The organism is Rhodopila sp. (assembly GCF_965277165.1).
In the GTDB taxonomy this organism is placed as follows: Bacteria; Pseudomonadota; Alphaproteobacteria; order Acetobacterales; family Acetobacteraceae; genus Rhodopila.
On the sequence record NZ_CBDICE010000005.1, the window covers coordinates 852125 to 878340 of the forward strand.

The window sequence follows — 26216 nt, forward strand, 5'->3', positions numbered from 1 at the left end:
GACCGCGCGGTCTTCGAGGTCTGGTTCGCGACGTAGCAAGGTGCCGTCTCGCGGCGCCATCGCATCAGGCGCACCATCCATCGAGCGATTTCGGCGCCACCTTCCTCAGGATTTTAGTTTTTCCGAACAGCGAGACACCGCGGTAGATCCGCGCATGCAGTGTCCCATCCGGCGCCAGCGTCGCCGACAAGCCGTATGTGGTGCCGTCATTCGGATCGTAGATAGAGCCTCCTGACCAGGTTTTCGGGTCGGTTTGTGACAAGCCCCAGACTACCGTCCTGCCGCAGTCCCTGCCGCGGGTTTGTGGGTCTTTTGTCCAGACGACTTTTCCGCAGACCAATGTCTGGCAGTCGAAGATTCTCAACACCACGTCGCTGAGCGCCCAGTTTCCGTCGACGGGCGAAGCGATAACCGCTGGCGCGCTGATCATCAGCATAACTGCGCTGATGGCGAACACGAAAAATCTATTCTGCATTCGGCGTATCCACTCCTTTCATTGGACGTGCGGGCCAAAAGATATCTGCGTCAAGACGGTGCCGAGGACAACCACCCACGAGCTGAACAAAGCACCAATGACCTTGGATCGGCGGTCATCGGTGACATCCTTGCTGGCGCTGAGCATCGCAGATGTCGATTGCCACCCGCGACACCTAGGGTCTTTCAGCAACCACCTGCTAGGCCTTCAACTGCACCAGCAGTGGCAACAGGTATTCGGCGAACAGCGGCGGGTTCTCGGCGAACGGGAAATGGCCGAGGCCGGGCATCTCCTGGAACCTCGCGCCGGGAATCCTGGCGGCCGTCGCGGCTGACATTTCCGTTGTGCACGAGTAATCGTATTCTCCGGTCAGCATGAATAGTGGGCAGCGGTTGGTGTCGATCCGGGCGATGCGCTCGCGTGCGTCCCAGTCGCCGGAATAGAATGCGATGTCGCCGTGGAACACCGCCGGGCCACCCTGGCCGTAGTGCCAGGCGATCGCTTCCTGATACTCGGCCGGACTTTGCGGCGCGCAGAGTGCCCTGATCCATTCCGGAACGAACAGCGCCTGGTTGACTTGGGGGTGTGCCGCCCAACTGGTCTGGCGCCGCTCGATTTTCTCGCAGGCCTCGCAGGCGACTATGCCGGTGAACGCCTCGGGATGGCGGTGGGCGAGTTCGAGGCAAATCTCACCCGACATCGACGCACCCAGCGCGATCGGCCTATCCAGACGTGCGGCGGCAATGAAGCCCATGATGAGTTCGACATAAAGGTCGGTGTTCAGGCGCCATGATCCGGGAACGGCGGCGTCGGGCGGGGGCGACTTGCCGTGCCACGGCAGGTCGAACGCCACCAGTCGATGGTCGTCCGTGATGCGGCGATCGGCCATCAGGCCGTGGAATTGGCGCCCGTCGGAGCCAGCGGTGTGCATGCAGAGCACGTCGCGGCCGGTGCCGGCGGTTTCGTGGTAGATCTGATAGGTGATACCGCTGGCGGAGACCGGAACGTAGCCGCCCTGGGGCTTCGGCGCCGGCCTCGGACCCTGCCTGGGTGCGAGGTTGACCGGCACTGGAGGTTGGTTACCAAGCGCCAGCCACTTGCCGATCTCCAGCACGCGGCGGGCGATATGGGCGTGCTGCATGAAGGCCAACTGGTCGCCTTGGATGGTGAACGCGGGCACGCGGTAGTGCATCGCGAAGATGCCGTGGTGGTGCCTTGGGGGGATCGGCTGCAGGAATTTCCGCCACACCGCCTCAGGCGCGCAGAGGGTGAACGCGGGTTCGCCGGCGGTGGTGGTTTGAGGCTTGCCATCCAACACGCTGAACACGGTCGTGTCGGAGCCGTTCGTGATCGCGAAGTCGATCGACCATGGGCCCTCCCATGCCGCCAGCGGGACGTCGGCAGCGCAAGCGGCACGCCAGGAAGAGGCGGGTGGAAACGGGGTCATTGCGGATCGATCACGCGCAGCACGACCGGATGGTACTGCTCGCCGTGGCCAGCCTGTTCGGCCTGCTTCAGCCGTTGCATGGTCAGGTTTGCCGCTGCGATGTCGAGGCCGGAGGCGGCGGCCATCTCCAATGCGTAGGACAGGTCCTTGATCGCGTAACGGGTGGAGAACGCCCGGTCGGGGAAGTCACCCGGCAGCATGGACTTGAGCCCGTGGTTGCGCAAAACGAAGCTGTCACCTGAACCCATTGCCATGGTGGGCAGCAATATGTCGGGCGGGACGCCGTTGCGCCGGCCGATGGCGATCGCCTCGGCCAGGGCGCCGCAGTGCTGGAATACCAGCATGTTGTTGAGGATCTTCACCACCTGGCCGCAGCCGACCGGCCCGCAATGGGTGACGTCGGTTCCCATTGTCTGCAGGATCGGGCGGATGCGGGCGAAGGTGTCCTCGGTGGCGCCGACCATGATGCTGAGTTCACCACGCGATGCCGCTTCGCGGGTGCGGGCGACGGGTGCGTCGGCATAGAGGATGCCGTTCGCGGTCAGACGGGCGCCGATCCGGCGGGTGAGCTCGACCGAGGACGTGCTGGTGTCGACGACGCATTGGCCGGCGCGCAAATGCGGCTCGAGCTGGCCGACGACGTCATCGACGGCCTTGCCGTCGGGCAGCGACAGCAGGATTAGGTCGCAGGCGGCGGCGATGTCGTTCAGCGATCCGGCCTTCACGCCGTAGGCCGCAAGCTGCTGCAGCGGTTCGGCTCGCAAGTCGTGGGCGAGGATCGGCAGGCCCGAGCGGCGGGCGAGGTGGCCGCACATCGGTTCGCCCATCACGCCGAGACCGATGAAGCCGATGGCGGCAATCGCCGGTCCGGGTGAGGGTGTTGCGGTGGAAGAAGGCGCGGCGGGCGATGCGGGCATGGGCGGTTCTCCTCGATGGGGAGTTTTTCCGCGCGCGATGGGTCGATGTCAAAAAGCCGGTCAGGCACACACCAGGGCGAGCCGGCGGAACGACACGGCCAGGCGCCTGTCGTCGGCCTCGGACGCCACCAGCATCGGGCTGGCGGCGTGGGGGTGGTGCAGGACGATGTCCACGGTCGGGCGATCTGCCAGCAGATGGCCCGGCAGCACGCAACTCACCTCGCCACGGGGCAGCGCGGCGAAGCTGCGTACCAGGGTTCCGCCGACGATCACGTCCAGCCGTTGTCGCGGCAGCAATGGCGGCCTGACGAATGGAAGGACATCCATTTCCAGCCAGTATTCGTCGGCCGACCCGGGGACTTCGACGGTGATCAGACTGCGCTCGTCCACCGCCCACTGGTGGCCGGCTTCGGGTCCGGACCAACCGTAGCCGAGCGATGCGCCGGCGTTGCCTTCGGCGCCAAAGGTCAGTTCGGTGCGCCGTGTGGGTTCGGCTGCCTGGCGCACCAGGCGGCCGTCGCTGGCGTGGGACCAGAGTGCGTGGGCGCGGCGAAGCATTCGCATCCAGGAGTCGAAATCCAGGTCCGGCACGCTTTCACGGTCGGCCAGGCGGCGCACGTAGCCGACCATCATGCGGTCATCCGCAACCTCGACCGTACCGGGCGGGTGACCGGTACAGGCGGCCTGCACCAAAAGCAGGATGCTCGAGCCGTAGGCGGACAGCGCGATGCGCAAGTCGATCAAATCGCCCGCCAGCAGCGATTCGTTCTGGCGAAATACCAATATCTTTGCGGGATGGCGCAGGTCGTCGATCAGCTTTTGTGCCAGGAAGCCGACGGTGCGGCACTGCTGACGGTGCAGCGCCTCGGGGGTCATCTCGCTGGTCTTTACGTGCGCGTGGTAGGTGAAGTCGTACTTGGTCAGCTTGACCATGTACTCGCCGTTTTCGGGGCTGATACGAATATGGTTCGGGTCCGCGATGTTGGCGAAACCGGCTTTCAGCCCGCGCAGAAGGTTGCGCAAGGGGACGCCAGCGAAACGAAGCAGTCCCAGCGGTTCTTCCCCGGCGCGGCGCTGCACGAGACCGAGCTCGCAGTTGTCGCCGATACTTTCGAACTGTAGCACCAGGGCGCGATCGTCGAGCGAAGCTGCGCGGTTCGGTTCAGCGTCCATCAGCGGATTTTGCTCCTGGCCAGCGGATCGGTCGGGTATAGGCCAGCGGCGCGCGCGCGCTCAATGCAAAACTGCCAGGGGGGAACTGCCAGGGGGCTAGGCTGTCAGTGGAACAATACCCCTGCCGCCGCCTGTGCCGCGGCCACGACCGGAGCCGGGAACAGGAAGAAGAACCCGGTGAACAGCCCGGTTGCCGCCACCACGAAGGACAATGATGCGGGCCTCGGGTCGAAGCGTTCGGCCGCGGGATCGAAGTACATCACCTTGATGATGCGGATATAATAGAACGCGCCCACGACGCTGGTCAGCACGCCGATCACCGACAGCGTCCACAGGCCGGCCTGCACCGCTGAGAGGAAGATATACAGCTTGGCGAAGAAGCCCGACATCAGCGGGATGCCGGCCAGGCTGAACATGAAGACCGCCAGCGCCAGCGCCAGAGCCGGGTCGTTGGCGGCGAGGCCGGCGAGGTCGGAGATCTGCTCGACCGCGCGGCCGCGGCGGCGCATCGCCAGGATGCAGGCGAACGTCCCGGCGGTCATGAAGACGTATATCACCATATAGACCAGGGTGCCGCGCACGCCGGCGGCGTTACCCACCGCCAGGCCGATCAGCGCATAGCCCATGTGGCCGATCGACGAATACGCCATCAGCCGCTTGATGTTGGTCTGCCCGATTGCGGCGAACGCGCCCAGCAGCATCGAGGCGATCGACACGATCACCACCAGGATCTGCCAGGCGCCGACCAGGGAGGCGAACGATGTGCCCATCACCCGCAGCAGCAGCGACATCGCGGCGACCTTTGGGGCAGTGGCGAAGAACACGGTGACCGGGGTCGGCGCGCCCTCGTAGACGTCTGGCGTCCACATATGGAACGGCACCGCCGAGACCTTGAAGGCCAGCCCGACCAGAACGAATACGATGCCGACGACCAGGCCGGGGGAAGCCGCTTGCGGGTGCACCAGCAGGTCGCGCAGCGAGTACAGATCCATAGTGCCGGAGAATCCGTAGACCAGCGATATGCCGTACAGCAGAAGCCCTGACGCCAGGCCGCTGAGGACGAAATACTTCAGCCCGGCCTCGGACGAGCGCAGATCGTCGCGGGCGAAAGCCGCGAGCACGTAGAGCGCCAGCGATTGCAGTTCCAGGCCGAGATACAGCGTCATCAGGTTGGACGCCGAGGCCATGATCATCATGCCGATGGTGGAGAACAGCATCAGCACCGGGAACTCGAAGCGGGCGATCCCCTGCGAACGATTCCAGTCCAGCGCCATGATCGACGACAGGGCCGCCCCGGCCAGAATGAGGATCTGATTGAAGGCGCTGAACGGATCCGACACGAACTGGCCGCGGAAGCCGAACCCGGTGGATCGGGTCAGCACCAGAAGGCCGGCGATCAGAAAGCCGCCGATGACGAACATGGTGCAAAGCGACGTACTGTCCTGCTTGCGTAGCACACCGAAGATCAGGGTCGCCATGCCGATGGCGGCGAGCACGATCTCGGGCAGGGCCAAAGTCCAGTTCATCGGTGCCCCATTCATCAGTGCCCCGTTCATAAGTGCCCCGTTCATCAGTGCAGGGTCGTGGCGAGCTTGGTTGTGGCGGCCAGCGCCGCGGTGTGCTGCTGCACCATCGCGCCCACGGTCGCATCGAAGTAGCCGGTGAAGCTGGACGGGTAGATGCCCATCCACAAGGTCAGCACGATCAGCGGCGCGAACACCGCCCACTCCCGCGGGCTGAGGTCGAGGATGTTGCGCAGGTCGTCCTTGGTGATCCGGCCGAAGATGATCCGGCGATACAGATACAGCATGTAGCCCGCGCCGAGGATCATCCCCATGCCGCCCAGCAAAGCGAGCCAGAAGTTGACCTGCAGCGAGCCGAGGATGACCAGGAATTCGCCGACGAAACCGGCGGTACCGGGCAGCCCGACCGAGGCCATCATGAACAGCATGAAGACCAGCCCATACGCCGGCATCCTGTCCCCCAGACCGCCGTAGCGGGCGATCTCACGCGTGTGGATACGGTCGTAGACCACGCCGACGATCAGGAACAATGCGGCGGAGACGATGCCGTGCGACAGCATCTGGAACAGCGCTCCGGAAATGCCCTGGACGTTGAAGGTAAAGATGCCGATGGTGACGACGCCCATATGGGCGACCGAGGAATAGGCGATCAGCTTCTTCATGTCCTCCTGCGCCAGCGCGACCAGTGACGTGTAGATCACCGCCACCACCGACAGCGTGAACATGAACGGTGCGAAGGTGGCGGCGGCGTGGGGCAGCATCGGCACCGAGAAGCGCAGGAACCCATAGGCACCCATCTTCAGCAGCACGCCGGCCAGGATCACCGAACCGGCGGTCGGCGCCTCGACGTGCGCGTCCGGCAGCCAGGTATGCACCGGCCACATCGGCACCTTCACCGCGAACGACGCGAACAGCGCCAGGAACAGCCAATTCTGCATCGCCGGCGGAAACTGGGTGTGCAGCAAGGTCGGGATGTCGGTGGTGCCGGCCAGCACCCACATGGCGATCAGCGCCAGCAGCATCAGCACCGATCCGGTCAGCGTGTAGAGGAAGAATTTGACCGCGGCATAGACCCGCCGCGGGCCACCCCAGACGCCGATGATCAGGTACATCGGGATCAGCACGCCCTCAAAGAACATGTAGAACACCACGAAGTCGGTGGCGCAGAACATGCCGACCATCATGGTTTCCAGCACCAGGAAGCTGATCATGAACTCCCGCACGCGGGTATGGATGGCGTCCCAGGCGGACAGGATGCAGATCGGGGTCAGTAGGGTGGACAGCAGCACGAACAAGATCGAGATGCCGTCGACCCCCATGCTGTAGCCGACCTTGTATTCCGGCAGCCAGGTGACGTGCTCGTTGAACTGAAAGCCGGCGTCGGACTGGTCGAACTTGACCCACAGCACCAGCGACAGGATCAGCACCAGCAGGCTGGTCCATAGCGCGGTCCAGCGGGCGTTGCTGGCGACGGTCTCCTCGTCGCCGCGCACCATCATGATGACCAGGCATCCGACCAGCGGCAGCCAGGTAATCATCGACAGGATCGGGAAGCCGGCGGCGTTGCCGGTGGCGATGGCAAGCGGAGTGTTCATGATCTTACCGGGTCAGCATGAAGATGCCGACCAGCACGACGACGCCGATCAGCATGACGAAGGCATAGACCGCCAGCGAACCGGTCTGGAACTTGACCGCCTGGCGCGACCCGTCGGTGGTCAATTCCGCCAGCCCGTTCGGCACGCCGTCGATCAGGGTCACGTCGCCGACCTGCCAGAACAGCCGCGACAGGCGGATCGCCGGCTGCACGAAGATGGTGTTGTACAGTTCGTCGAAGTACCATTTGTTCAGCAGGAAGCGGTAGATGCCGTTGAAACTTTGCGCCAGGCGCCCCGGCAGCAGCGGGTTGACGATATACATCACGAAGGCGGCGGCAATGCCGAGCAGGGCGAAGACCAGCGGCGAGAGATCAACCCAGGTGGGAACGTGTTCGAGGTTCTCGATGACGTGGTTGTTCGGGCCGTTGAAGATCGCGCCGTTCCAGAAATGCTGCCAGTCGGCGCCGATGAACCAGTTGTCCAGCGCCCAGCCGGCGAATATCGCGCCGATCGACAGCACAACCAGCGGGCCGAGCATGACCCAAGGGCTTTCATGAGCGTGTTCAAGCACGTGGTGGTCGGCGCGGGACTTGCCGTGGAAGGTCATGAACAGCAGCCGCCAGGAGTAGAAAGCGGTCAGGAACGCCGCCAGAACGGTGCAGATGAAGGCGTAGGTGCCGATGCCAGTGCCGGCGGCGTAGGTCGCCGAGATGATCGCATCCTTGGAGTACGATCCGGCGAACGGCGGAATGCCGGCGAGCGCGAGGTTGCCGATCCACATCACCGTGCAGGTGACCGGGATGACCCGCGCGAGGCCGCCCATCTTGCGCATGTCCTGCTCGTCCGACATCGCGTGGATAACGGACCCGGCGGACAGGAACAGCAGCGCCTTGAAAAAGGCGTGGGTTATCAGATGGAATATCGAGGCTTGGAAGGCACCGACTCCGGCGGCGGCGAACATGTAGCCGAGCTGGGAGCAGGTGGAATAGGCGATGACCCGTTTGATGTCGTTCTGGGCGCAGCCGATGGTGGCGGCGAACAGTGCGGTGGAGGCGCCGATGAAGGTCACGAATCCCAGCGCGGTCGGGGCGTATTCCATCAGCGGCGACATCCGCGCCATCAGGAACACGCCGGCGGTCACCATCGTCGCGGCGTGGATCAGGGCGGAGACCGGGGTCGGGCCCTCCATGGCGTCGGGCAGCCAGACGTGGAAGCCGAGCTGGGCCGACTTGCCCATGGCGCCGATGAACAGCAGGAAGCCGATGACCTCGAGGGCGGGGAATGTAGCGCCGAACAGGGTGTAGGTGTCGGCGGCGTGCTGGGCGGCGGCGGGGAAGATCACGCCGAAGTCGAGCGAACCGAACTTGAAGAAGATCAGTGCCAGGCCGACCGCGAACGGCAGGTCGGCGACGCGGTTGACGACGAAGGCCTTGATCGCGGCGGCATTGGCGGCCGGGCGGTCGTACCAGTAGCCGATCAGCAGGTAGGAGCAGAGGCCGACGCCTTCCCAGCCGAAGAACAACTGGGTCAGGTTGTCGGCGGTCACCAGCATCAGCATGGCGAAGCTGAACAGCGACAGGTAGGCGAAGAAGCGGTATTTCGGCCGCGTTTCGTGGCCCATGTAGCCGATCGAGTAGACGTGGATCAGCATCGACACGAATGAAACCATCGCCACCATGACGGCGGACAGGGTGTCGTAGCGCAGCGCCCATTCGACGTGGAAGCGGCCGGCCTCGATCCAACTGCCGAGGTCGAGCACGCCTGGATCGGCGCCCGCGGTCAACTGGAAGAATGCCAGCGGCCCGCAGATGGCGGCGATCACCATGCCGAGGATGGACGCGCTCATCGCGGCCTTGTCGCCGATCGCGCGGCCGAGCAGGCCGGAGACCAAAGCGCCGGCGAGCGGGGCGAAGACGGCGATCGGGTAGATCATGGGCTCTTCCTCGCTGGGCGCGGTTCGGCCATCTGACAACCGACCACCGACCTCAGCCCTTCATCAGGTTGACGTCTTCAACCTGGATCGACCCGCGATTGCGGAAATAGATGACGACGATGGCGAGGCCGATCGCCGCCTCGGCCGCGGCGACGGTGAGCACCAGCATGGCCATGACCTGGCCGGCGAGGTCGTTATGGGCAGCGGAGAAGGCGACGAAATTCAGGTTCACCGCGAGCAGGATGAGCTCGATCGACATCAGGATGACGATGACGTTCTTGCGGTTGAGGAAGATGCCGAAGATGCCGAGCACCAGGAGGATGGCGGACACTACCAGAAAGTGGCCGAGGCCGACCTGTGTCATAGATGGGTGACCTCGTGTGATGTGGCGGGTGGGCGCGGCGGGGTTGCGCGGTCAATGGCCATGGCCGGCCCCGGTTGCGGCGGCGTGTTCCTCGACCGGTTCGGCTTCGGCTTGCTTGGACGGTAGGTTACCGCCAGAGGCGGTGGTGCCGGCGCCGACCGATACCGACATCATTTGCAGCGTCTCGGCCACCGTGCGCTCGGTCTGCCTGCGGATATTCTGGTGACGGGAGGTCTTGCGGTCCCGTAGCGTCAGCACGATGGCGCCGATCATCGCCACCATCAGGATCAGGCCGGCGGTCTGGAACAGGAAGACGTAGTCGGTGTAGAGCACCCGGCCGAGCGCCTCGGTGTTGGATAGTCCGGTTGGGGTCGGCGACATGCGCAACTGCACCGCGCCCGGCGACAGTGCCCAGCCGCCAAGCACCGCGGCGAGCTCGACGAACAACACTGCGCCGACCGTGGCGCCGATCAGCCAGTAGCGCTGGAAGCCGCCGCGCAGTTCGGCAAAGTCCACGTCCAGCATCATCACCACGAACAGGAACAGCACCGCGACCGCGCCGACATAGACAATGACCAGGATCATCGCCAGGAACTCGGCCCCGGCGATCAGGAACAAGGCGGCGGCGTTGAAGAACGCCAGGATCAGGAACAGCACCGAGTGGACTGGATTGCGCGCGCTGACCACCATCGCGGCGGATGCCAGCAGGATTGCCGCGAAGATGTAGAACAGGATAGCCGTGATCATCTGTAAGGGGCGTCCAGTTCCAGCCGGCGGGCGAGTTCCGGCTCCCACCGGTCGCCGTTCTCCAGCAGCTTGTCCTTGTTGTACATCAGCTCTTCGCGGGTCTCGGTGGCGAATTCGAAGTTCGGACCCTCGACGATGGCATCGACCGGGCAGGCTTCCTCGCACAGGCCGCAGTAGATACATTTCGTCATATCGATGTCATAGCGGGTGGTGCGGCGCGATCCGTCGGCGCGCGGTTCGGCCTCGATGGTGATGGCCTGGGCCGGACAGATCGCCTCACACAGTTTACAGGCGATGCAGCGTTCCTCGCCGTTGGGGTAGCGGCGCAAGGCGTGCTCGCCCTTGAAGCGCGGGCTGATCGGTCCCTTTTCGTATGGGTAATTGATCGTCGCCTTGCGGCGGAAAAAGTATCGCAGCGTCAGCCACATCCCGGCGGCGAGTTCGCCGAGAACCAGACTACGCGCGGTACGGTCGAGGAATGCCATTACCGGGAATCCTTGACTTCGTCGGTGCCGACGAGCCCGGATGGTGGGATCGTGCGTGGCCCCGACGGATTGTTGGAAACATCAGGCATTGGGCAGCCAGCCGAACGCCATCAGCGCGCCGGCGGTGATCACCAGCCAGAGCAGCGACAGCGGCAGGAACACCTTCCAGCCGAGCCGCATCAGTTGATCGTAGCGGTAGCGCGGGAACGTCGCGCGCACCCAGAGGAAGAAGAATAACACGAAGCAGACCTTCAGGACGAACCAGATCACCCCGATCTGCGGCAGCAGGCCGAACGGTCCGAGCCAGCCACCGAGGAACAGGATGGTGGTCATCGCGCTCATGAGGATCATGTTGGCGTATTCGCCGAGGAAGAACAGCGCGAAGCTCATGGAGGAGTATTCGACGAAGAACCCGGCGACGATTTCGGATTCGCCTTCCGGCAGGTCGAATGGGGACCGGTTGGTTTCCGCCAAGGCGGAGATGAAGAACACGATGAACATCGGGAACAGCGGGATGCAGAACCACACGGTATGCTGCGCCCGGACGATGTCGGACAGGTTCAGGCTGCCGACGCAGAGCAGCACCGAGACCAGGACGAAGCCCATGGAGACCTCGTAGCTGACCATCTGCGCGGCCGAACGCATGGCCCCGAGAAAGGCGTATTTCGAGTTCGACGCCCAGCCGGCGATGATGATGCCGTAGACGCCCAGCGAGGAGATCGCGAACAGATAAAGGATGCCGACATTGATGTCGGCGCCGACCCAACCTTCGTTCACCGGGATCACCGCCCAGGCGATCATCGCCAGGCCGAAGGTCAGCATCGGCGCCATCAGGAACAGCAGGCGATTCGACCCTGACGGGATGATGGTCTCCTTCATCAGCATCTTCAGCGCGTCGGCGAACGGCTGCCACAGGCCGAACGGGCCGACCACGTTCGGACCCCTGCGCAACTGTACCGCGGCCAGCACCTTGCGTTCGGCATAGGTCAGGTAGGCCACGCTGATCAGCAGCGGCACCAGCAGCGCCAACGCCTCGATGAAGGTAAGGATGACGAGACCGATATCGGTGTTGTGGAAGAAGTGGTACATCGGCCTATTCGGCTGCCAAGGCTGGCGCCGACTGAGCCTGCACGCACGCCGCCATGGTCGGGCTCGCTCGGCTTATCGGATCGGTCAAGTAATAATTTGGCACGCTCGAGGTCAGCGGCGCATCGGACAGCGCCGCCGGATCGCCGACCGGACCGGTGTGATCGGAGCAGCCGAAGCGCGGCATGAAACCGATGCGGGCGAACACCGGGTTGACCTGCTCGAGCCGGGTACGGAGGGCCTCGATGGTGTCGTAGGGCAGGGTTTTGCCGATCACCGCGCTGAAGGCACGCAGGATGGTCCAGTCCTCGCGCGCATCGCCCGGCGGGTAGACCGCGCGGAAGCCGCGCTGGACGCGGCCTTCGGTGTTGACGTAGGTGCCGGATTTCTCGGTGTAGGCGGCACCCGGCAGGATCACGTCGGCGCGTTGCGCGCCGGCGTCGCCATGATGCCCCTGATAGACGACGAAGGTTGCGGCGGCGATGCGCGCCGGGTCGATCGCGTCGGCGCCCAGCAGCCAGAGCAGATCGACGCCGCCACCTTCGTCGTCTATCGGGGCCAGCATGGCGTCGACCGACTTGGCATTTGGTCCGGGGACGAAACCAAGGTCCAAGGCGCCGACGCGGGCCGCCGCGGTGTGCAGCACGTTGAACCCGTGCCAGTCGGCTGACAGCGCGCCGACCTGTGCCGCCAGTCGCCATGCGGCGGCCAGGACCGCGCTGCCGTCGGGACCCGCCAGGGCCCCCTGCCCCAGGATGATCATCGGCTTCGACGCGTTGGTGAGCACCTTGGCGAAGTCGTTCGAGCCGGCATGCAGGTCGGTGAGCATCGTCGGCGAGGCGCCGAGATGGGTGGTGGCGTAGGTCAGGTCGGTATCGTCGCCGATCAGGCCGATCGGCATACCGCTGGCCAGCCACGCCTTGCGGATCCGGGCGTTCAGGACCGGGGCTTCGTGGCGCGGGTTGGAGCCGACGATCAGGATCGCGTCGGCCTGCTCGATGCCAGCGATCGAGGTGTTGAAGCAGTAGAAGTCACGTCGCGAGGCATCCAGTTTGGCGCCGTCCTGGCGGCAGTCCAGATTGGCGGAGCCGAGGCTGGTGAACAGGTCTTTCAATGCCAGCATCGCCTCGGCGTCGCACAGGTCGCCGGAGATGGCTCCAATGCGGTCGCCGGACAGGGGCTTGAGTTTGGCGGCGATGGCGTCGAACGCCTCGGTCCATGTGGCGGGGCGCAACTTGCCGTTCTGGCGCAGCCACGGACGATCCAGCCGGCGACGGCGCAGGCCATCGAGGGCGAAGCGGGATTTATCGCCGAGCCATTCCTCGTTCACGTCTTCATTGATGCGCGGCAGGATGCGAAGCACCTCGGTGCCGCGGGCGTCGATGCGGATATTGGTGCCGACCGCGTCGAGCACATCGACGCTGTCGACCTTGGCCAATTCCCAGGAGCGGGCGACGAAGGCGTAGGGTTTCGAGGTCAGCGCGCCGACCGGGCAGAGGTCGATGATGTTGCCTGAGAGTTCGGAGCCGAGTGCCTTCTCGACGTAGGTGCCGACTTCCATGTGCTCGCCGCGGGAGGTGGCGCCGAGGTCGGGGACGCCGGCAACCTCGGTGATGAAGCGGATGCATCGTGTGCAGTGGATGCAGCGGTTCATCGAAGTCTTGACCAGCGGGCCGAGGTTCTTGTCCGGGACGGCGCGCTTGTTCTCAGCGTAGCGCGAGTGGTCCATGCCGTAGCCCATAGCCTGGTCCTGCAGGTCGCACTCGCCGCCCTGGTCGCAGATCGGGCAATCCAGCGGGTGGTTGATCAGCAGGAACTCCATCACGCCGCGGCGGGCGTTGCGGACCATCTTGCTGTCGGTGTGCACCACCATGCCGTCGGCGACCGGATAGCCGCAGGAGGCGATCGGCTTGGGTGGGGCTTTTTCCACCTCGACCAGGCACATGCGGCAGTTGCCGGCGATCGACAGGCGGTCGTGGTAGCAGAACCGAGGGATTTCGACGCCGGCCTGTTCGGCGGCCTGCAGGACGGTGGAGCCGGCGGCAACGTCGATGGTGGTGCCGTCGATGGTGACCTTGGGCATCTTGCTACTCCGCCGCCATCGGCATCGGTCGGGCGGGCTTCTTGTAGGCGGCGATGCGGGCTTCCATCAGCGGGCGAAAATGCCGGATCAGGCCCTGGATCGGCCACGCGGCGGCATCGCCGAGGGCGCAGATCGTGTGGCCCTCGACCTGGCGCGTCACCTGCTCCAGCGTGTCGATTTCGTCCGGCGTGGCGCGGCCTTCGACCATGCGCGTCATGACCCGCCACATCCAGCCGGTGCCTTCGCGGCACGGCGTGCACTGGCCGCAGCTTTCGTGCATGTAGAACTTGGACAGCCGCGTGATCGCCTTGATCACGTCGGTGGACTTGTCCATCACCATGACCGCCGCGGTGCCCAAACCGCTGCGCACGGCGCGCAGGCTGTCGAAGTCCATCAGCACGTCGTCACACACCGATTTCGGAATCAGCGGCACCGACGCGCCACCCGGAATGACCGCCAGCAGGTTGTCCCATCCGCCGCGCACGCCGCCGGCGTATCGCTCGATCAGTTCGCGGAGCGGGATGCCGAGTTCTTCCTCGACGTTGCACGGCTTGTTGACGTGGCCGGAGATGCAGAAAACTTTCTCTCCCGTATTGTTCTGCCGCCCGAGGCTGGAGAACCACGACCCGCCGCGCCGCATGATGGTTGGCGCCACGGCGATCGATTCGACGTTGTTCACTGTTGACGGGCAGCCATACAGGCCGACGCCGGCGGGGAACGGCGGCTTCATCCGCGGCATGCCCTTCTTGCCCTCGAGGCTTTCGAGCAACGCGGTCTCTTCGCCGCAGATATAGGCACCGGCGCCGCGATGCAGGAAAACGTCGTAGTCGTAGCCGGAGCCGCAGGCGTTGTTGCCGATCAGGCCGGCTTCATAGGCTTCGTCGATGGCGCGTTTCAACACCACGGCTTCGTTGTAGAATTCGCCTCGGATGTAGATGTAGGCGGCGGTGGCGCCCATCGCGAAACCGGCGACCAGACAGCCTTCGATCAGCTTGTGCGGATCGTGGCGCAGGATGTCGCGGTCCTTGCAGGTTCCTGGTTCGGATTCATCGGCGTTGACCACCAGATAGCACGGCCGATCGGACTGCTTGGGCATGAACGACCACTTCAGGCCGGTCGGGAAGCCAGCGCCGCCGCGGCCGCGCAGGCCGGAATCCTTCATTTCCTGGATCAGGGCGTCTCGGCCGCGCGCCAGGATCGCCGCGGTGCCATCCCAGTCGCCTCGCGCCCGCGCGCCCGCCAAGAATGGGTCGTGGACGCCGTACAGGTTGGTGAAGATGCGATCCTTGTCCTGCAGCATCTCAACCCTCCTGCAACGTCGTCAATGTGGTTGGTCCGCCTTCGGGGGCCGAGGTTTGCCGCCCGATCATCGAACCCGGTTTGGGTCGGTCGCCGCGACGCAACGCAGCCAGCAGTTGGCCGACCTTTTCGGCGTCCATGTCTTCGTAGAAATCGTCGTCCACCTGCAGGATCGGTGCGTTCACGCAGGCGCCGAGGCATTCCACCTCGGTCATGGTAAAGGCTCCATCCTCGCTGGTCTCGCCCCAGCCCTTGATGCCGGTCGCCTTGCGGCACGCCTCGGTGATGTCATCGGATCCGCGCAGCCAGCACGGCGTGGTGGTGCAGACCTGCAGATGATAGGTGCCGATCGGGCTTGTGTTGAACATCAGATAGAACGTGGCGACCTCGTAGACCCGGATCGCCGGCATGCCAAGCCTCGCGCCAACCGCATCCATTGCCTTCACCGGCACCCAGGCGCTGCCGGTCTGACGCTTCATCTGGTTTTGCGCAACGTACAGCACCGGGATCACCGCGCTGGCCTGGCGGCCGGCCGGGTAACGTGAAACGATCCTGCTGATTTCAGCTTCGCTGGTATCATCGAACGCGAAGCTGGATGGCTGGGATGCCGATCCGTTGGTCTGTGCCATGGTCTACCTGTCGATTTCGCCGAACACGACGTCCATCGACCCGACGATCGCACTGACATCGGCCAGCATGTGGCGCTTCACCATCACATCGGTGGCCTGCAGGAAAGCGAAACCGGTGGACCTGATCTTGCACCGATACGGCCGATTGGACCCATCGGCGACAAGATAGACCCCGAATTCGCCCTTGGGGCTTTCCACCGTGGTGTAAGTCGCGCCGGGCGGCACGTGATAGCCTTCGGTGAACAGTTTGAAGTGATGGATCAGCGCTTCCATCGAGCGTTTCATTTCGCCGCGCGTCGGCGGGGAGAACTTCCTGTCCTGCACCTTGATCGGACCCGGCTTCATCAGGCCGATGGCCTGCTGGATGATCTTCACGCTCTCGCGCATCTCGGCCAGGCGCACCAGGTAGCGGTCATAGCAGTCGCCGTTGCGGCCGACCGGGATCTGGAACTCCACCTCGGAATACTTGTCGTAGGGTTGGGATCGCCGCAGGTCCCAGGGGACGCCCGATGCGCGCAGCGGCGGGCCGCTGAACCCCCAGGCCAAGGCCATTTCCGACGACATGATCCCGATATCGACAGTGCGCTGCTTCCAGATCCGGTTGCCGGTCAGCAGGTCTTCCAGTTCGTCGACGAATTTGGGGAAGGTGCTCGCCCATTGTTCGATCTTGCCCAACAGACCGGCCGGCAGGTCTTTCGATACCCCGCCGGGGCGAAAGTAGTTGGCGTGCAGCCGAGCACCCGAGGCCGCCTCGTGGAATTCCATAAGCTTTTCACGTTCCTCGAAGCCCCAAAGGCTTGGCGTGATGGCGCCGACGTCGAGCGCGTAGGTCGTAACATTAAGCAAATGATTTAGCACGCGAGTGATTTCGGCGAACAGCACGCGGATCCACTGCGCGCGGTCCGGCGCGGTGATGCCCAACAGCTTTTCGACCGCCAAGGCAAAGCAATGCTCCTCGCACATCGGCGAGACGTAATCGAGGCGATCGAAGTACGGCACCGCCTGCATGTAGGTCTTGTACTCGATCAGCTTTTCGGTGCCACGGTGCAACAGTCCGATATGGGGGTCGGCGCGTTCGACGACCTCACCGTCGAGCTCCAGGATCAACCGCAACACGCCGTGCGCGGCTGGATGCTGCGGACCGAAATTGATCGAATGACTGTCGATCTCGACCGTCTTGGCGGAGGGCACGATGCCCGTCGCGTCGCTCATGGCCCTAGCCCTTCGGTTGTTCGGCGGCCCGTTCGGTGAACACCTTCTCGTCGCCTGGCAAGGTCGTCATCGCCTCCCACGGAGACATGAAGTCGAAGCTGCGGAAATCCTGGGTCAGCCGCACCGGTTCGTTGATCACCTGCTTGCGGTCCTCGTCGTAGCGGACCTCGACATAGCCGGTCATCGGGAAATCCTTGCGCAGCGGATGGCCCTCGAAGCCATAGTCGGTCAGGATGCGGCGCAGGTCGGGCTGGTCGGAGAAGGCGATGCCGAACAGGTCCCAGGCCTCGCGTTCCCACCAGGTCGCCACCGGCCAGACGGTGTGGACCGACGGCACCGGGGTGTTCGGATCGGTGGTGATGATCACCCGCACCCGCTGGTTCAACGACACCGACAGCAGGTTGTAGACAACGTCGAAGCGTTCGCCGCGTTCCGGCCAGTCGACGCCGCACAGGTCCATCATCTGCTCGAACGCCAGGTTCGGAGCGTCGCGCAGGGTGGTCATGACCGACAGCAGCGAGGCGCGGTCGGCCTGGGCGACCAATTCGCCACCCTCGATGCGGAAGCCGGACACGCCGGCGATCGAGGCGACCGCTTGGCCGAGCAATTCCATCGCCGAGGGCGGCGGGGGCGCGGCGGTGTCCGGGGGGGTTGCTTCAGCCACGCAGGATGGTCCCGGTGCGGCGGATCTTCTTCTGCAGCTGCATGATGCCGTAGACCAGGGCTTCGGCGGTGGGCGGGCAGCCGGGAACGTAGATGTCCACCGGTACCACGCGGTCGCAGCCGCGTACGACGGAGTAGGAATAGTGGTAATAGCCGCCGCCGTTGGCGCAGCTTCCCATGCTGATCACCCAGCGCGGTTCCGGCATCTGGTCGTACACCTTGCGCAGGGCCGGTGCCATCTTGTTGGTCAGCGTGCCGGCGACGATCATCACGTCGCTCTGGCGCGGCGAGGCTCGGGGGATGACGCCCAGCCGGTCGAGGTCGTAGCGGGGCATGTAGGCGTGGATCATTTCGACCGCGCAGCAGGCCAGGCCGAAGGTCATCGGCCACAGGCTGCCGGTGCGCGCCCAGTTCACCACCTTGTCGAGGTTGGCGACGAGGAAGCCCTTGTCGGCGATTTCTCCGGTGATGCCTTTGATGACGGCGTCCTGTTGCTCACCGGGCGGCAGATGGTCGGGGTTCCAGGCCAGTTCGGTGGCATCGTTCATGCTGCTACTCCCACTCCGCGTTACTCCCACTCCCGCGTTACTCCCATTCGAGCGCGCCTTTGCACCACTCGTAGATAAAGCCGACGGTGAGAACGCCAAGGAACGCGACCATCGACCAGAAGCCGAAAGCGCCGATTCCTTTCAGCGCAACGGCCCACGGGAACAGAAAGGCGACTTCGAGGTCGAAGATGATGAAAAGGATTGCGACCAGGTAATAGCGGACGTCGAAGCGACGACGGGCATCGTCAAATGCCTCGAACCCGCATTCATAGGCGGACAGCTTTTCCGGATACGGTTTCTGGCGGGCGGCGAGCAGTGAGGCGGTGACCATGGCGAGGGCGATGCCACCGGCGATCACGAGGAACACCAGGATCGGCAAATATCCAAAGAGAACTGGCTGCATAACGGATCCGCGCTAAGTGCGAGTGGCTGGCAGTGCAGCACGGGACGAGCCAAACGCCGGTGGCGCCAGCCTGCCCCTCCCGCGATGCAGCACACCGTGAATATTAGACCGATCTTGGCGGCACCGCCATAGGGGGCGGCAAATCGGTGCAAGCGCTGGGCGGTGGGCTGGTAGGCGGTAGGAGAATTCACTGGCCCGCTGGCGCGAGTGACGGGGCTCGAACCCGCGACCTCCGGCGTGACAGGCCGGCGCTCTAACCAACTGAGCTACACCCGCAGCGGCAGGGGGGAGCGTTTATGCTGGGCCCCTATCGGCGTCAAGGGCGCCGATTGCCCAGGGGTGGCGCGAGGGTGGGCGCCATGGTGGGCGGTGACGGATTCGAACCGCCGGCCCTCTCGGTGTAAACGAGACGCTCTACCGCTGAGCTAACCGCCCTGTTTGCCGTCTCGCGGCCGCATCGGTTCGGCGGTTCGACGACGCCACCGGAGGAGCCGGGAACCGCGGGCGGCCGAAGCCGCTCATCCCACGGAATCCTTGAGGCCTTTGCCAGCCTTGAAGCGGACGGTCGTCGATTCCGGGATCGCCATTTCCTCGCCGGTGCGAGGGTTGCGACCGGTGCTGGCCTTGCGAACCGCCGCGACGAAGGTGCCGAAGCCGACCAGGCGGACCTCTTCCTTCTTTTTCAGCGCATCGCTGATGGCACCGAACACGGCATCGACCACTTCGCCCGCCTTGGCGCGGGACAGTTCGGTTCCGTCGGCCACCGCGCCAACGAGGTCCATTTTATTCACGGCGTTTCCTCTCAATCTGCAAGATCGCGAATCGGGTTCCCGAGGGGTTGCCCGCAAGAATGCGCGGACACTACCGGCGGGATTTCCGCCGCGTCAATGCTAACGGCGCGGATTTCTGGGGAAAACCGGCCTTCGCGGCGGGTTTTGCAGAGATGGGCATACCCTACGCCGGGTCGAGCGGAAGCGCCCTCGCCGCCGATGCGACGAGGACCCTCAGGCGGCGGAAGACGGCGATTTCCGCCGAACTGGACGCATGGACCTCGGGGGGAGGTCAAGCCACCCCAAGGTCCGGAGCGGCGTCAGTGCGGCAGCGATGCCTGCGTCGCCGGTTGCGCGGCCGGCGCCGGCACCGGCGGTTCAGGCGGTTCTTCCCACTCGATCGCGACCGGGCGTCGAGCCAGGGCCTGAGCGATGACCTCGTCGACATCGGCCACCGGAATCAGCTTCAGGTGCTTTTTCACGTTGTCCGGGATTTCGGCCAGGTCCTTCTCGTTCTCCTTCGGGATGAACACCGTGGTGATCCCCGCCCGCAGCGCCGCCAACAGCTTTTCCTTCAGACCGCCGATCGGCAGGATGCGGCCGCGCAGGGTGATCTCTCCGGTCATTGCCACGTCGCGGCGCACCGGGATCCCGGTGAGGATCGACACGATCGAGGTCGCCATGGCGACGCCGGCGGACGGCCCGTCCTTTGGCGTGGCGCCTTCGGGCACGTGGACGTGGATGTCCCGCTTTTCATACAGCGTCGGCTTGATGCCGAAGCGCAGCGAGCGGCTGCGGACGTAGCTGAGCGCGGCGGAAACGCTTTCCTGCATGACATCACCCAGCTTGCCGGTCTGCTTGACGTTGCCCTTGCCGGGCAGCAGCACCGATTCGATGGTGAGAATTTCGCCGCCCACCTCCGTCCAGGCCAAACCGGTGACCACGCCCACCATGTCCTCGGCTTCGGTCTCGCCGTAGCGGAACTTCTTCACGCCTGCGAATTTTTCCAGGTTCTTGCGGGTGATCGAGACCTTCGCCATCTTCTTGGTAACGATCTCCTTGACCGACTTGCGCGCCAGGTTGGCGATCTCGCGTTCCATGTTGCGGACGCCGGCTTCGCGAGAATAGTAACGGATCACGTCGCGCAGGGCGTCCTCGGTGATGCTCCACTCTTCCTTCTTCAGGCCGTGCGCCTCACCCTGCTTGTTGATCAGGTGGCGCTTGGCGATTTCGACCTTCTCGTCCTCGGTGTAGCCGGGGATGCGGATGATCTCCATGCGGTCCAGCAGCGGCTGCGGCATGCGCAGGCTGTTGGCGGTGGTGACGAACATTACGTCCGACAGGTCGTAGTCGACCTCCAGATAATGATCGGCGAAGGTCGAGTTCTGTTCCGGATCCAGCACCTCCAGCAGGGCCGAGGACGGGTCGCCGCGCCAGTCGGAGCCCAGCTTGTCAACCTCGTCCAACAGGAACAACGGGTTGGAGGTCTTGGCCTTCTTCATGCCCTGGATGACCTTGCCCGGCATCGAGCCGATATAGGTTCGCCGGTGGCCGCGCACCTCGGCCTCGTCGCGCACGCCGCCCAGCGACATGCGCACAAAGTTGCGCCCCGTCGCCTTGGCGATGGACTTGCCCAAGGAGGTCTTGCCAACGCCGGGCGGTCCGACCAGGCACAGGATCGGGCCGCGCACCTTCGGCGAGCGGGCCTGCACCGCCAGGTACTCGATGATGCGCTCCTTGACCTTATCCAGACCGTAGTGATCGGCCTCCAGCACCTTTTCGGCGGCGACCACATCGTTGTTGATCTTGCTGCGCTTTTTCCAAGGGATCGATAGCATCCAGTCAAGGTAGTTGCGCACCACCGTGGCCTCGGCGCTCATCGGGCTCATGGTGCGCAGCTTCTTCAGTTCGGCGACGGCTTTCTCGCGCGCCTCCTTGGAGAATTTGGTCTTCTTGATGCGGGCCTCGAGTTCGGCGTTTTCATCCTTGCCGTCCTCGCCTTCGCCGAGTTCCTTCTGGATCGCCTTCAGCTGCTCGTTCAGGTAGTACTCGCGCTGGGTCTTCTCCATCTGCCGCTTGACGCGGTTGCGGATGCGCTTTTCGACCTGAAGCACGCCGATTTCGGATTCCATGTGGCCGAACACGCGTTCCAGCCGCTCGCTGATCTTGGCGATTTCCAGCAGGTCCTGCTTTTCGGGGATTTTCAGGTTGAGATGGCTGGCAACGGTGTCGGCCAGCTTCGACGGCTCCTCGATCTGGTTCAGCGATACCAGCACCTCGGGGGCGATCTTCTTGTTCAGCTTGATATATTGCTCGAATTGCGAGACGACGGTGCGGCCCAGCGCTTCCAGGTCCTTCTTCTCGCCGCCGACATCCGGCAGCGCTTCGGTCACCGCCTCGAAGTGCGATTCGGTTTCGCGGAAGCTGACAATCTTGGCGCGGCGGCCGCCCTCGACCAGAACCTTCACCGTGCCGTCCGGCAGCTTCAGCAACTGCAGGATGGTGGACACCGTGCCGATGCGGAAGATGTCCTCGACCGAGGGATCGTCCTGCGAGGCGTTCTTTTGCGCCACCAGGAGGATCTGCTTGTCCTCCTTCATCACCGCTTCCAGCGCGCGCACCGACTTTTCGCGCCCGACGAACAGCGGGACGATCATGTGCGGGAAGACGACGATGTCACGCAGCGGCAACACCGCCATCAGGTCGCCTTGGGCCGGTTTTGCCAAAGAAGCTGGTTTGTCCGCAGCCGCTGGTTTTTCTCCGGCGGCCCGGTCCGTGGCGACTGGTTTGTCCGTAACTGGCTTGTCCGCGGGCCCTGCCTTGTCCGAGGGTCGATCCTGTTCCGTCATGTTTGACCTCCTAAAGGGACAGTCAGCGTCGATTTCCGCCCGGTAGCGGCACGGAAGACGCTTTCATGGGTCTGTCACAACCCGCTGGCCGGATATGGACGCCAGACGGGGTGCCGCAAGCCCTTGAAATTCGTGATCGCGCCGCCGCGAGACGTATTCCTGGGTCGGGCGCTCGATCAGGCGGAGTTTTCCGCCCGCTCCTTGCCATAAAGGTAAAGCGGATTTGCGCGCACCTCCGCCACTTCGCGGTTGATGACCACTTCTTCGACGCCGTCCAGGCCGGGCAGCTCGAACATGGTCGAGAGCAGAATCTGCTCCATGATAGAGCGCAGCCCGCGGGCGCCGGTTTTGCGCGCGATGGCGCGGGTGGCGACGGATTTGAGCGCGTCGTCGGTGAACGACAGCTTGACGCCCTCCATCTCGAACAACCGGCCATACTGCTTTACCAGGGCGTTTTTCGGCTTGGTGAGAATCTCCATCAGGGCGCCTTCGTCGAGGTCCTCCAGCGTTGCCACCACGGGAAGTCGGCCGATAAATTCGGGGATCAGGCCGAATTTCAACAGATCCTCGGGCTCCACCTCACGCAGGATGGCACCCATCCGGCGTTCATCCTGGGAGCGGACCTCGGCCCCGTAGCCGATGCCCGAGCCTTTGCCGCGGGCCCCGATGATACGCTCGAGCCCGGAGAAGGCGCCGCCGCAGATGAACAGGATGTTTGTGGTATCGACCTGCAGGAACTCCTGCTGCGGATGCTTGCGGCCGCCTTGCGGCGGGACCGAGGCGACCGTGCCCTCCATGATCTTCAGCAGCGCCTGCTGAACGCCCTCGCCGGACACGTCGCGGGTGATCGAAGGGTTGTCGGACTTGCGCGAAATTTTATCCACTTCGTCGATGTAGACGATGCCGCGCTGCGCCCGCTCGACGTTGTAGTCGGCCGACTGCAACAATTTCAGGATGATATTTTCGACATCCTCGCCGACATAGCCGGCCTCGGTCAGCGTCGTGGCGTCGGCCATGGTGAACGGAACATCGAGTATCCGCGCCAGGGTCTGCGCCAGCAAGGTCTTGCCCGACCCGGTGGGGCCGACCAGCAGGATGTTGGACTTGGCGATCTCGACGTCGTTGTTCTTCTGGCCGTGTGCCAGGCGCTTGTAGTGGTTATGCACCGCGACCGACAACACGCGCTTGGCATGGTCCTGGCCGATGACATAATCGTCCAGCACCTTGCAGATCTCCCGCGGGGTCGGGACGCCATCGCGTGACTTGACCAGATGCGTCTTGTGCTCTTCACGGATGATGTCCATGCAAAGCTCGACGCACTCGTCGCAGATGAAAACGGTCGGACCAGCGATAAGTTTGCGGACCTCGTGCTGCGACTTGCCGCAGAACGAGCAATAAAGGGTGTTTTTCGAATCGCCGGACTTGCTCATGCGTACTCCTCCCCCGGACACAGGGGCACAATGGGAAACAATAACTCCCGACAGGCGGTAGGGACAAGGACCGCGGGTGGTCAGACCCTGGAAACGCGATCAATCATACGGCGAAACCGGTCGCGCGGACCACAATGAATTGAACTGAAACACGATTCCGCCGCTGGGGGGAGTTACCCCGGTTGGTCGAGTTGTGGATAACGGGTTCAGCTCTTGGACGTGTCGGACGATTCCGGTAACGGCCGGCTCTCCACCACCTCGTCAACCAGGCCAAAATCGCGGCTCTCCTCGGCAGACATGTACGTGTCGCGCTCGAGTTTGCGCTCAATGGCTTCGATCGGTTGGCCTGTGTGCCTGACATAAATCTCGTTCAGGCGCTTGCGCAGGGTGAGGATTTCGCGGGCCTGGATCTCGATGTCGGTGGCCTGTCCCTGGGCGCCACCGGACGGCTGGTGCACCATGACCCGAGCGTTGGGCAGAGCGAACCGCTTGCCCTTGGCGCCGGCGGTTAGCAGCAGGCTGCCCATCGATGCCGCCTGGCCGATGCAGACCGTGCTGACCGGACTGCGGATATATTGCATGGTGTCGTAGATCGCCAGGCCGGCGGACACCACGCCGCCTGGGCTGTTGATGTAGAATGAGACGTCCTTGCCCGGATTCTCCGACTCCAAATAGAGCAACTGGGCGCAGATCAGGGCGCTGACCTGGTCGTAGACCGCTCCGGTCAGGAAAATGATGCGCTCTTTCAGCAGGCGGGAATAGATGTCGAACGCGCGTTCGCCGCGGGCGGTCTGCTCGACCACCATCGGCACCAGGGAGTTGGCGTAAATTTCGACAGGGTCGTGGTCGCGCATCGTGATCACCTAACGTTCCAAGGATTTCAACAGCCAAGCCAACCCCTAAATAGGCGCACCGGGCGCGATTTCCAGCAACCCGGACGATCAACCGGTGCCGGGTCGGCCTCGCCTAGACCTCGTCAGCGTCCGGCTCCTTGGCGAGTCCTTCCGGGGTCACCACCGTGTCGGTAAGCTTGGCCAATTCGAGCACGAAATCAACGACTTTGTCCTCCAGCAACGGGCCGCGAACAGAATCGCTGAGCTGGGGGTATTTGCGGTACAGTTCCAGCATCTGCATTTCCTGGCCCTGATACTGCATCGCGCGCTGGTAGAGCGCACGATCGAGTTCCTGGTCGGTGACGGTGATATTGTTGATACGACCGATCTCGGCGAGCAACAGGCCGAGCCGGACCCGCCGTTCGGCGATTTCGCGATATTCCCGACGCAGCGTCTCGTCGTCCTTGGTCTTATCCGCCGCGTCCTCGGTGCCTTCCTTGCGAGCGGCCTCGAGGCGCTGCCAGATCTGGTCGAATTCCTGGTCGGCAATGGAGGCGGGCACCGGGAAGTCGGCCATTTTGGTCAGTTCGTCGAGCAGCGCCTTCTTCAGCCGCAGGCGGGAGATGCCGTCGTATTCCTGTTGCTGGCGGGTGCGCACCGCTTCGCGCAGCGCGGGAACGTCATCGACACCGAGCTTTTTCGCCAATTCGTCGTCGATCGGGGGGATGATCTGGCTGCTGAGTTGTTGCACGGTGATGTCGAAGGTCGCCGCCTTGCCCGCCAGATCGGCCTTGCCGTAGGTCTCGGGGAAGGTGACGTCGATGGTCCGGGTTTCTCCCGGACGCGCACCCTCCAGTTGTTCGGCGAAGCCGGGGACGAAGCCGGTGGCGCCGATTTCCACCGCTGTATCCTTGCCGGCACCGTTCTCGAACGGCTCGCCGTCGATCTTGCCCAGGTAGTCGATCGTCAGCACCTCACCGGCCACCGCGCCGTGGCCGCGGGCGTCGATGGTCTCGGTAGGGACCGGCGTCAGGGTATGGTTGGCCTTGGCGATCTGTTCGAGCATCTTGTCGACCGATTCCGGCGCCACCTCGGCCTTCACCCGGTTCAATTCGATCGTGCTGAAGTCGGGCAGGGCGATCTCGGGCAGCAACTCCAGCATCATGGTGAACTCAAGATCGCCGGCCAGCGCGGTGGGATTTTCCGTCAGCACATCAACCTTGGGCTGTTGTGCCGGGCGCAGGCCGCGTTCGCTGAGCACCTGGCGGCTGGCTTCAGACACTGACTCTTCCAACACTTCGGCGGAGACCGCGGTGCCGTAGCGCTGTTTGACGATCGGAAACGGCACCTTTCCCGGGCGGAACCCCGGCAGGCGGAGCGTCTTGCCGATCGAGGTCAGCCGCTCCGTGCGGCGGGATTCGAGGTCCGCGACCGGTAACACCACCGTATAGTTGCGCTTCAATCCGTCGGCGAGCGTCTCGGTAACCTGCATTTTTTCAGCCATTCCTGCCAAATCTTATGTTCAACCAGTCACCGCCCGGGGGCGCCCCGCTTCGGGCGCCCGAAGCGAGCGGATGCCCGTCCGCGGCTGGTGCGGGCGAAGGGACTTGAACCCCCACGGCTTTCGCCACCAGAACCTAAATCTGGCGTGTCTACCATTTCACCACGCCCGCGCGGCCACGGTTCGGGATCGCTTGATGCGAGCGAACGCGGCGCTTTAGCGCAGGCTTCGCGGCGCCACAAGCAATGTCG

General features: G+C 64.1%; 23 protein-coding genes and 3 tRNA genes. All 26 read right to left on the reverse strand.

All coding sequences use genetic code 11. From position 1 onward, the window contains the following. Positions 1–64: 64 nt before the first annotated feature. Entirely contained in the window at positions 65–457 is a 393-nt protein-coding gene (locus tag ACQY4Y_RS04625) for a DUF2147 domain-containing protein (RefSeq protein WP_428489382.1), read from the reverse strand. A 217-nt stretch (positions 458–674) separates the two neighbouring features. After that, complete coding sequence (locus ACQY4Y_RS04630) at positions 675–1922, reverse strand: alpha/beta fold hydrolase (protein WP_428489383.1); 1248 nt, start codon at positions 1920–1922, stop codon at positions 675–677. Beyond that, positions 1919–2839, reverse strand: coding sequence for an NAD(P)-dependent oxidoreductase (locus ACQY4Y_RS04635; protein WP_428489384.1), 921 nt, complete (start codon positions 2837–2839; stop codon positions 1919–1921). Before ACQY4Y_RS04635 ends, ACQY4Y_RS04630 begins: the two co-directional genes overlap by 4 nt. A gap of 60 nt (positions 2840–2899) precedes the next feature. After that, positions 2900–3862 (reverse strand): hypothetical protein, encoded by a 963-nt coding sequence (locus tag ACQY4Y_RS04640; RefSeq protein ID WP_428489385.1) that lies wholly within the window; start codon positions 3860–3862, stop codon positions 2900–2902. 254 nt (positions 3863–4116) lie between these two features. Continuing rightward, positions 4117–5538 (reverse strand): NADH-quinone oxidoreductase subunit NuoN, encoded by a 1422-nt coding sequence (gene nuoN, locus ACQY4Y_RS04645; protein ID WP_428490734.1) that lies wholly within the window; start codon positions 5536–5538, stop codon positions 4117–4119. A 44-nt stretch (positions 5539–5582) separates the two neighbouring features. Beyond that, the gene (locus ACQY4Y_RS04650; RefSeq protein WP_428489386.1) at positions 5583–7130 is read right to left on the reverse strand and encodes an NADH-quinone oxidoreductase subunit M; all 1548 of its coding nucleotides are present in this window, start codon (positions 7128–7130) and stop codon (positions 5583–5585) included. 4 nt (positions 7131–7134) lie between these two features. Next, on the reverse strand, positions 7135–9063 hold the full coding sequence (nuoL, locus tag ACQY4Y_RS04655; protein ID WP_428489387.1) for an NADH-quinone oxidoreductase subunit L: 1929 nt from the start codon (positions 9061–9063) through the stop codon (positions 7135–7137). Between the two features lie 52 nt (positions 9064–9115). Continuing rightward, the gene (gene nuoK, locus ACQY4Y_RS04660; protein WP_428489389.1) at positions 9116–9427 is read right to left on the reverse strand and encodes an NADH-quinone oxidoreductase subunit NuoK; all 312 of its coding nucleotides are present in this window, start codon (positions 9425–9427) and stop codon (positions 9116–9118) included. 51 nt (positions 9428–9478) lie between these two features. Beyond that, positions 9479–10174, reverse strand: a complete 696-nt coding sequence (locus ACQY4Y_RS04665; RefSeq protein WP_428489390.1) for an NADH-quinone oxidoreductase subunit J — start codon at positions 10172–10174, stop codon at positions 9479–9481. Continuing rightward, a complete protein-coding gene (nuoI, locus tag ACQY4Y_RS04670; protein WP_428489391.1) occupies positions 10171–10659 on the reverse strand; it encodes an NADH-quinone oxidoreductase subunit NuoI in 489 nt (162 codons plus the stop codon). The genes ACQY4Y_RS04665 and nuoI overlap by 4 nt, the downstream gene beginning before the upstream one ends. Before the next feature lie 81 nt (positions 10660–10740). After that, positions 10741–11748 (reverse strand): NADH-quinone oxidoreductase subunit NuoH, encoded by a 1008-nt coding sequence (nuoH, locus tag ACQY4Y_RS04675; protein ID WP_428489392.1) that lies wholly within the window; start codon positions 11746–11748, stop codon positions 10741–10743. A gap of 4 nt (positions 11749–11752) precedes the next feature. Next, positions 11753–13828, reverse strand: a complete 2076-nt coding sequence (gene nuoG, locus ACQY4Y_RS04680; protein ID WP_428489393.1) for an NADH-quinone oxidoreductase subunit NuoG — start codon at positions 13826–13828, stop codon at positions 11753–11755. Positions 13829–13832: 4 nt separating this feature from the next. Continuing rightward, on the reverse strand, positions 13833–15128 hold the full coding sequence (gene nuoF, locus ACQY4Y_RS04685) for an NADH-quinone oxidoreductase subunit NuoF (RefSeq protein ID WP_428489394.1): 1296 nt from the start codon (positions 15126–15128) through the stop codon (positions 13833–13835). 1 nt (position 15129) lies between these two features. Beyond that, positions 15130–15756 (reverse strand): complex I 24 kDa subunit family protein, encoded by a 627-nt coding sequence (locus ACQY4Y_RS04690; RefSeq protein WP_428489395.1) that lies wholly within the window; start codon positions 15754–15756, stop codon positions 15130–15132. Positions 15757–15759: 3 nt separating this feature from the next. Then, positions 15760–16968 carry an NADH-quinone oxidoreductase subunit D gene (locus ACQY4Y_RS04695; RefSeq protein ID WP_428489396.1) on the reverse strand — a complete coding sequence of 403 codons (1209 nt, stop codon included), beginning with the start codon at positions 16966–16968 and terminating at the stop codon, positions 15760–15762. Positions 16969–16972: 4 nt separating this feature from the next. Then, positions 16973–17581: an NADH-quinone oxidoreductase subunit C gene (locus ACQY4Y_RS04700; RefSeq protein ID WP_428490735.1), complete on the reverse strand. Its 609-nt coding sequence runs from the start codon at positions 17579–17581 to the stop codon at positions 16973–16975. Positions 17582–17624: 43 nt separating this feature from the next. After that, positions 17625–18179 (reverse strand): NuoB/complex I 20 kDa subunit family protein, encoded by a 555-nt coding sequence (locus ACQY4Y_RS04705; RefSeq protein ID WP_428489397.1) that lies wholly within the window; start codon positions 18177–18179, stop codon positions 17625–17627. 37 nt (positions 18180–18216) lie between these two features. Next, positions 18217–18582: an NADH-quinone oxidoreductase subunit A gene (locus ACQY4Y_RS04710; RefSeq protein ID WP_428489398.1), complete on the reverse strand. Its 366-nt coding sequence runs from the start codon at positions 18580–18582 to the stop codon at positions 18217–18219. A gap of 199 nt (positions 18583–18781) precedes the next feature. Continuing rightward, positions 18782–18858: transfer RNA gene (locus tag ACQY4Y_RS04715), tRNA-Asp, on the reverse strand. Between the two features lie 84 nt (positions 18859–18942). Further along, positions 18943–19017, reverse strand: a tRNA-Val gene (locus ACQY4Y_RS04720). An 83-nt stretch (positions 19018–19100) separates the two neighbouring features. Then, positions 19101–19364 carry an HU family DNA-binding protein gene (locus ACQY4Y_RS04725; RefSeq protein ID WP_428489399.1) on the reverse strand — a complete coding sequence of 88 codons (264 nt, stop codon included), beginning with the start codon at positions 19362–19364 and terminating at the stop codon, positions 19101–19103. 308 nt (positions 19365–19672) lie between these two features. Continuing rightward, the gene (lon, locus tag ACQY4Y_RS04730; RefSeq protein ID WP_428490736.1) at positions 19673–22051 is read right to left on the reverse strand and encodes an endopeptidase La; all 2379 of its coding nucleotides are present in this window, start codon (positions 22049–22051) and stop codon (positions 19673–19675) included. Between the two features lie 326 nt (positions 22052–22377). Then, positions 22378–23631: an ATP-dependent Clp protease ATP-binding subunit ClpX gene (gene clpX / locus ACQY4Y_RS04735; protein ID WP_428489400.1), complete on the reverse strand. Its 1254-nt coding sequence runs from the start codon at positions 23629–23631 to the stop codon at positions 22378–22380. Positions 23632–23837: 206 nt separating this feature from the next. Continuing rightward, entirely contained in the window at positions 23838–24485 is a 648-nt protein-coding gene (clpP, locus tag ACQY4Y_RS04740; protein WP_428489401.1) for an ATP-dependent Clp endopeptidase proteolytic subunit ClpP, read from the reverse strand. 112 nt (positions 24486–24597) lie between these two features. Continuing rightward, complete coding sequence (gene tig / locus ACQY4Y_RS04745) at positions 24598–25956, reverse strand: trigger factor (RefSeq protein WP_428489402.1); 1359 nt, start codon at positions 25954–25956, stop codon at positions 24598–24600. Positions 25957–26053: 97 nt separating this feature from the next. Beyond that, positions 26054–26137 (reverse strand) — tRNA-Leu (locus ACQY4Y_RS04750). Between the last annotated feature and the right edge of the window lie 79 nt (positions 26138–26216).

What these genes read in the sequence shown, in the direction of transcription:
- ACQY4Y_RS04630 (WP_428489383.1), bottom strand. Translation starts at nt 1,922, where the DNA reads ATGACCCCGTTTCCACCCGCCTCTTCCTGGCGTGCCGCTTGCGCTGCC.
- ACQY4Y_RS04635 (WP_428489384.1), bottom strand. Translation starts at nt 2,839, where the DNA reads ATGCCCGCATCGCCCGCCGCGCCTTCTTCCACCGCAACACCCTCACCC.
- nuoN (WP_428490734.1), bottom strand. Translation starts at nt 5,538, where the DNA reads ATGAACTGGACTTTGGCCCTGCCCGAGATCGTGCTCGCCGCCATCGGC.
- ACQY4Y_RS04650 (WP_428489386.1), bottom strand. Translation starts at nt 7,130, where the DNA reads ATGAACACTCCGCTTGCCATCGCCACCGGCAACGCCGCCGGCTTCCCG.
- nuoL (WP_428489387.1), bottom strand. Translation starts at nt 9,063, where the DNA reads ATGATCTACCCGATCGCCGTCTTCGCCCCGCTCGCCGGCGCTTTGGTC.
- nuoK (WP_428489389.1), bottom strand. Translation starts at nt 9,427, where the DNA reads ATGACACAGGTCGGCCTCGGCCACTTTCTGGTAGTGTCCGCCATCCTC.
- ACQY4Y_RS04665 (WP_428489390.1), bottom strand. Translation starts at nt 10,174, where the DNA reads ATGATCACGGCTATCCTGTTCTACATCTTCGCGGCAATCCTGCTGGCA.
- nuoI (WP_428489391.1), bottom strand. Translation starts at nt 10,659, where the DNA reads ATGGCATTCCTCGACCGTACCGCGCGTAGTCTGGTTCTCGGCGAACTC.
- nuoH (WP_428489392.1), bottom strand. Translation starts at nt 11,748, where the DNA reads ATGTACCACTTCTTCCACAACACCGATATCGGTCTCGTCATCCTTACC.
- nuoG (WP_428489393.1), bottom strand. Translation starts at nt 13,828, where the DNA reads ATGCCCAAGGTCACCATCGACGGCACCACCATCGACGTTGCCGCCGGC.
- nuoF (WP_428489394.1), bottom strand. Translation starts at nt 15,128, where the DNA reads ATGCTGCAGGACAAGGATCGCATCTTCACCAACCTGTACGGCGTCCAC.
- ACQY4Y_RS04690 (WP_428489395.1), bottom strand. Translation starts at nt 15,756, where the DNA reads ATGGCACAGACCAACGGATCGGCATCCCAGCCATCCAGCTTCGCGTTC.
- ACQY4Y_RS04695 (WP_428489396.1), bottom strand. Translation starts at nt 16,968, where the DNA reads ATGAGCGACGCGACGGGCATCGTGCCCTCCGCCAAGACGGTCGAGATC.
- ACQY4Y_RS04700 (WP_428490735.1), bottom strand. Translation starts at nt 17,581, where the DNA reads ATGGAATTGCTCGGCCAAGCGGTCGCCTCGATCGCCGGCGTGTCCGGC.
- ACQY4Y_RS04705 (WP_428489397.1), bottom strand. Translation starts at nt 18,179, where the DNA reads ATGAACGATGCCACCGAACTGGCCTGGAACCCCGACCATCTGCCGCCC.
- ACQY4Y_RS04710 (WP_428489398.1), bottom strand. Translation starts at nt 18,582, where the DNA reads ATGCAGCCAGTTCTCTTTGGATATTTGCCGATCCTGGTGTTCCTCGTG.
- ACQY4Y_RS04725 (WP_428489399.1), bottom strand. Translation starts at nt 19,364, where the DNA reads ATGGACCTCGTTGGCGCGGTGGCCGACGGAACCGAACTGTCCCGCGCC.
- lon (WP_428490736.1), bottom strand. Translation starts at nt 22,051, where the DNA reads ATGGCGGTGTTGCCGCTGCGTGACATCGTCGTCTTCCCGCACATGATC.
- clpX (WP_428489400.1), bottom strand. Translation starts at nt 23,631, where the DNA reads ATGAGCAAGTCCGGCGATTCGAAAAACACCCTTTATTGCTCGTTCTGC.
- clpP (WP_428489401.1), bottom strand. Translation starts at nt 24,485, where the DNA reads ATGCGCGACCACGACCCTGTCGAAATTTACGCCAACTCCCTGGTGCCG.
- tig (WP_428489402.1), bottom strand. Translation starts at nt 25,956, where the DNA reads ATGCAGGTTACCGAGACGCTCGCCGACGGATTGAAGCGCAACTATACG.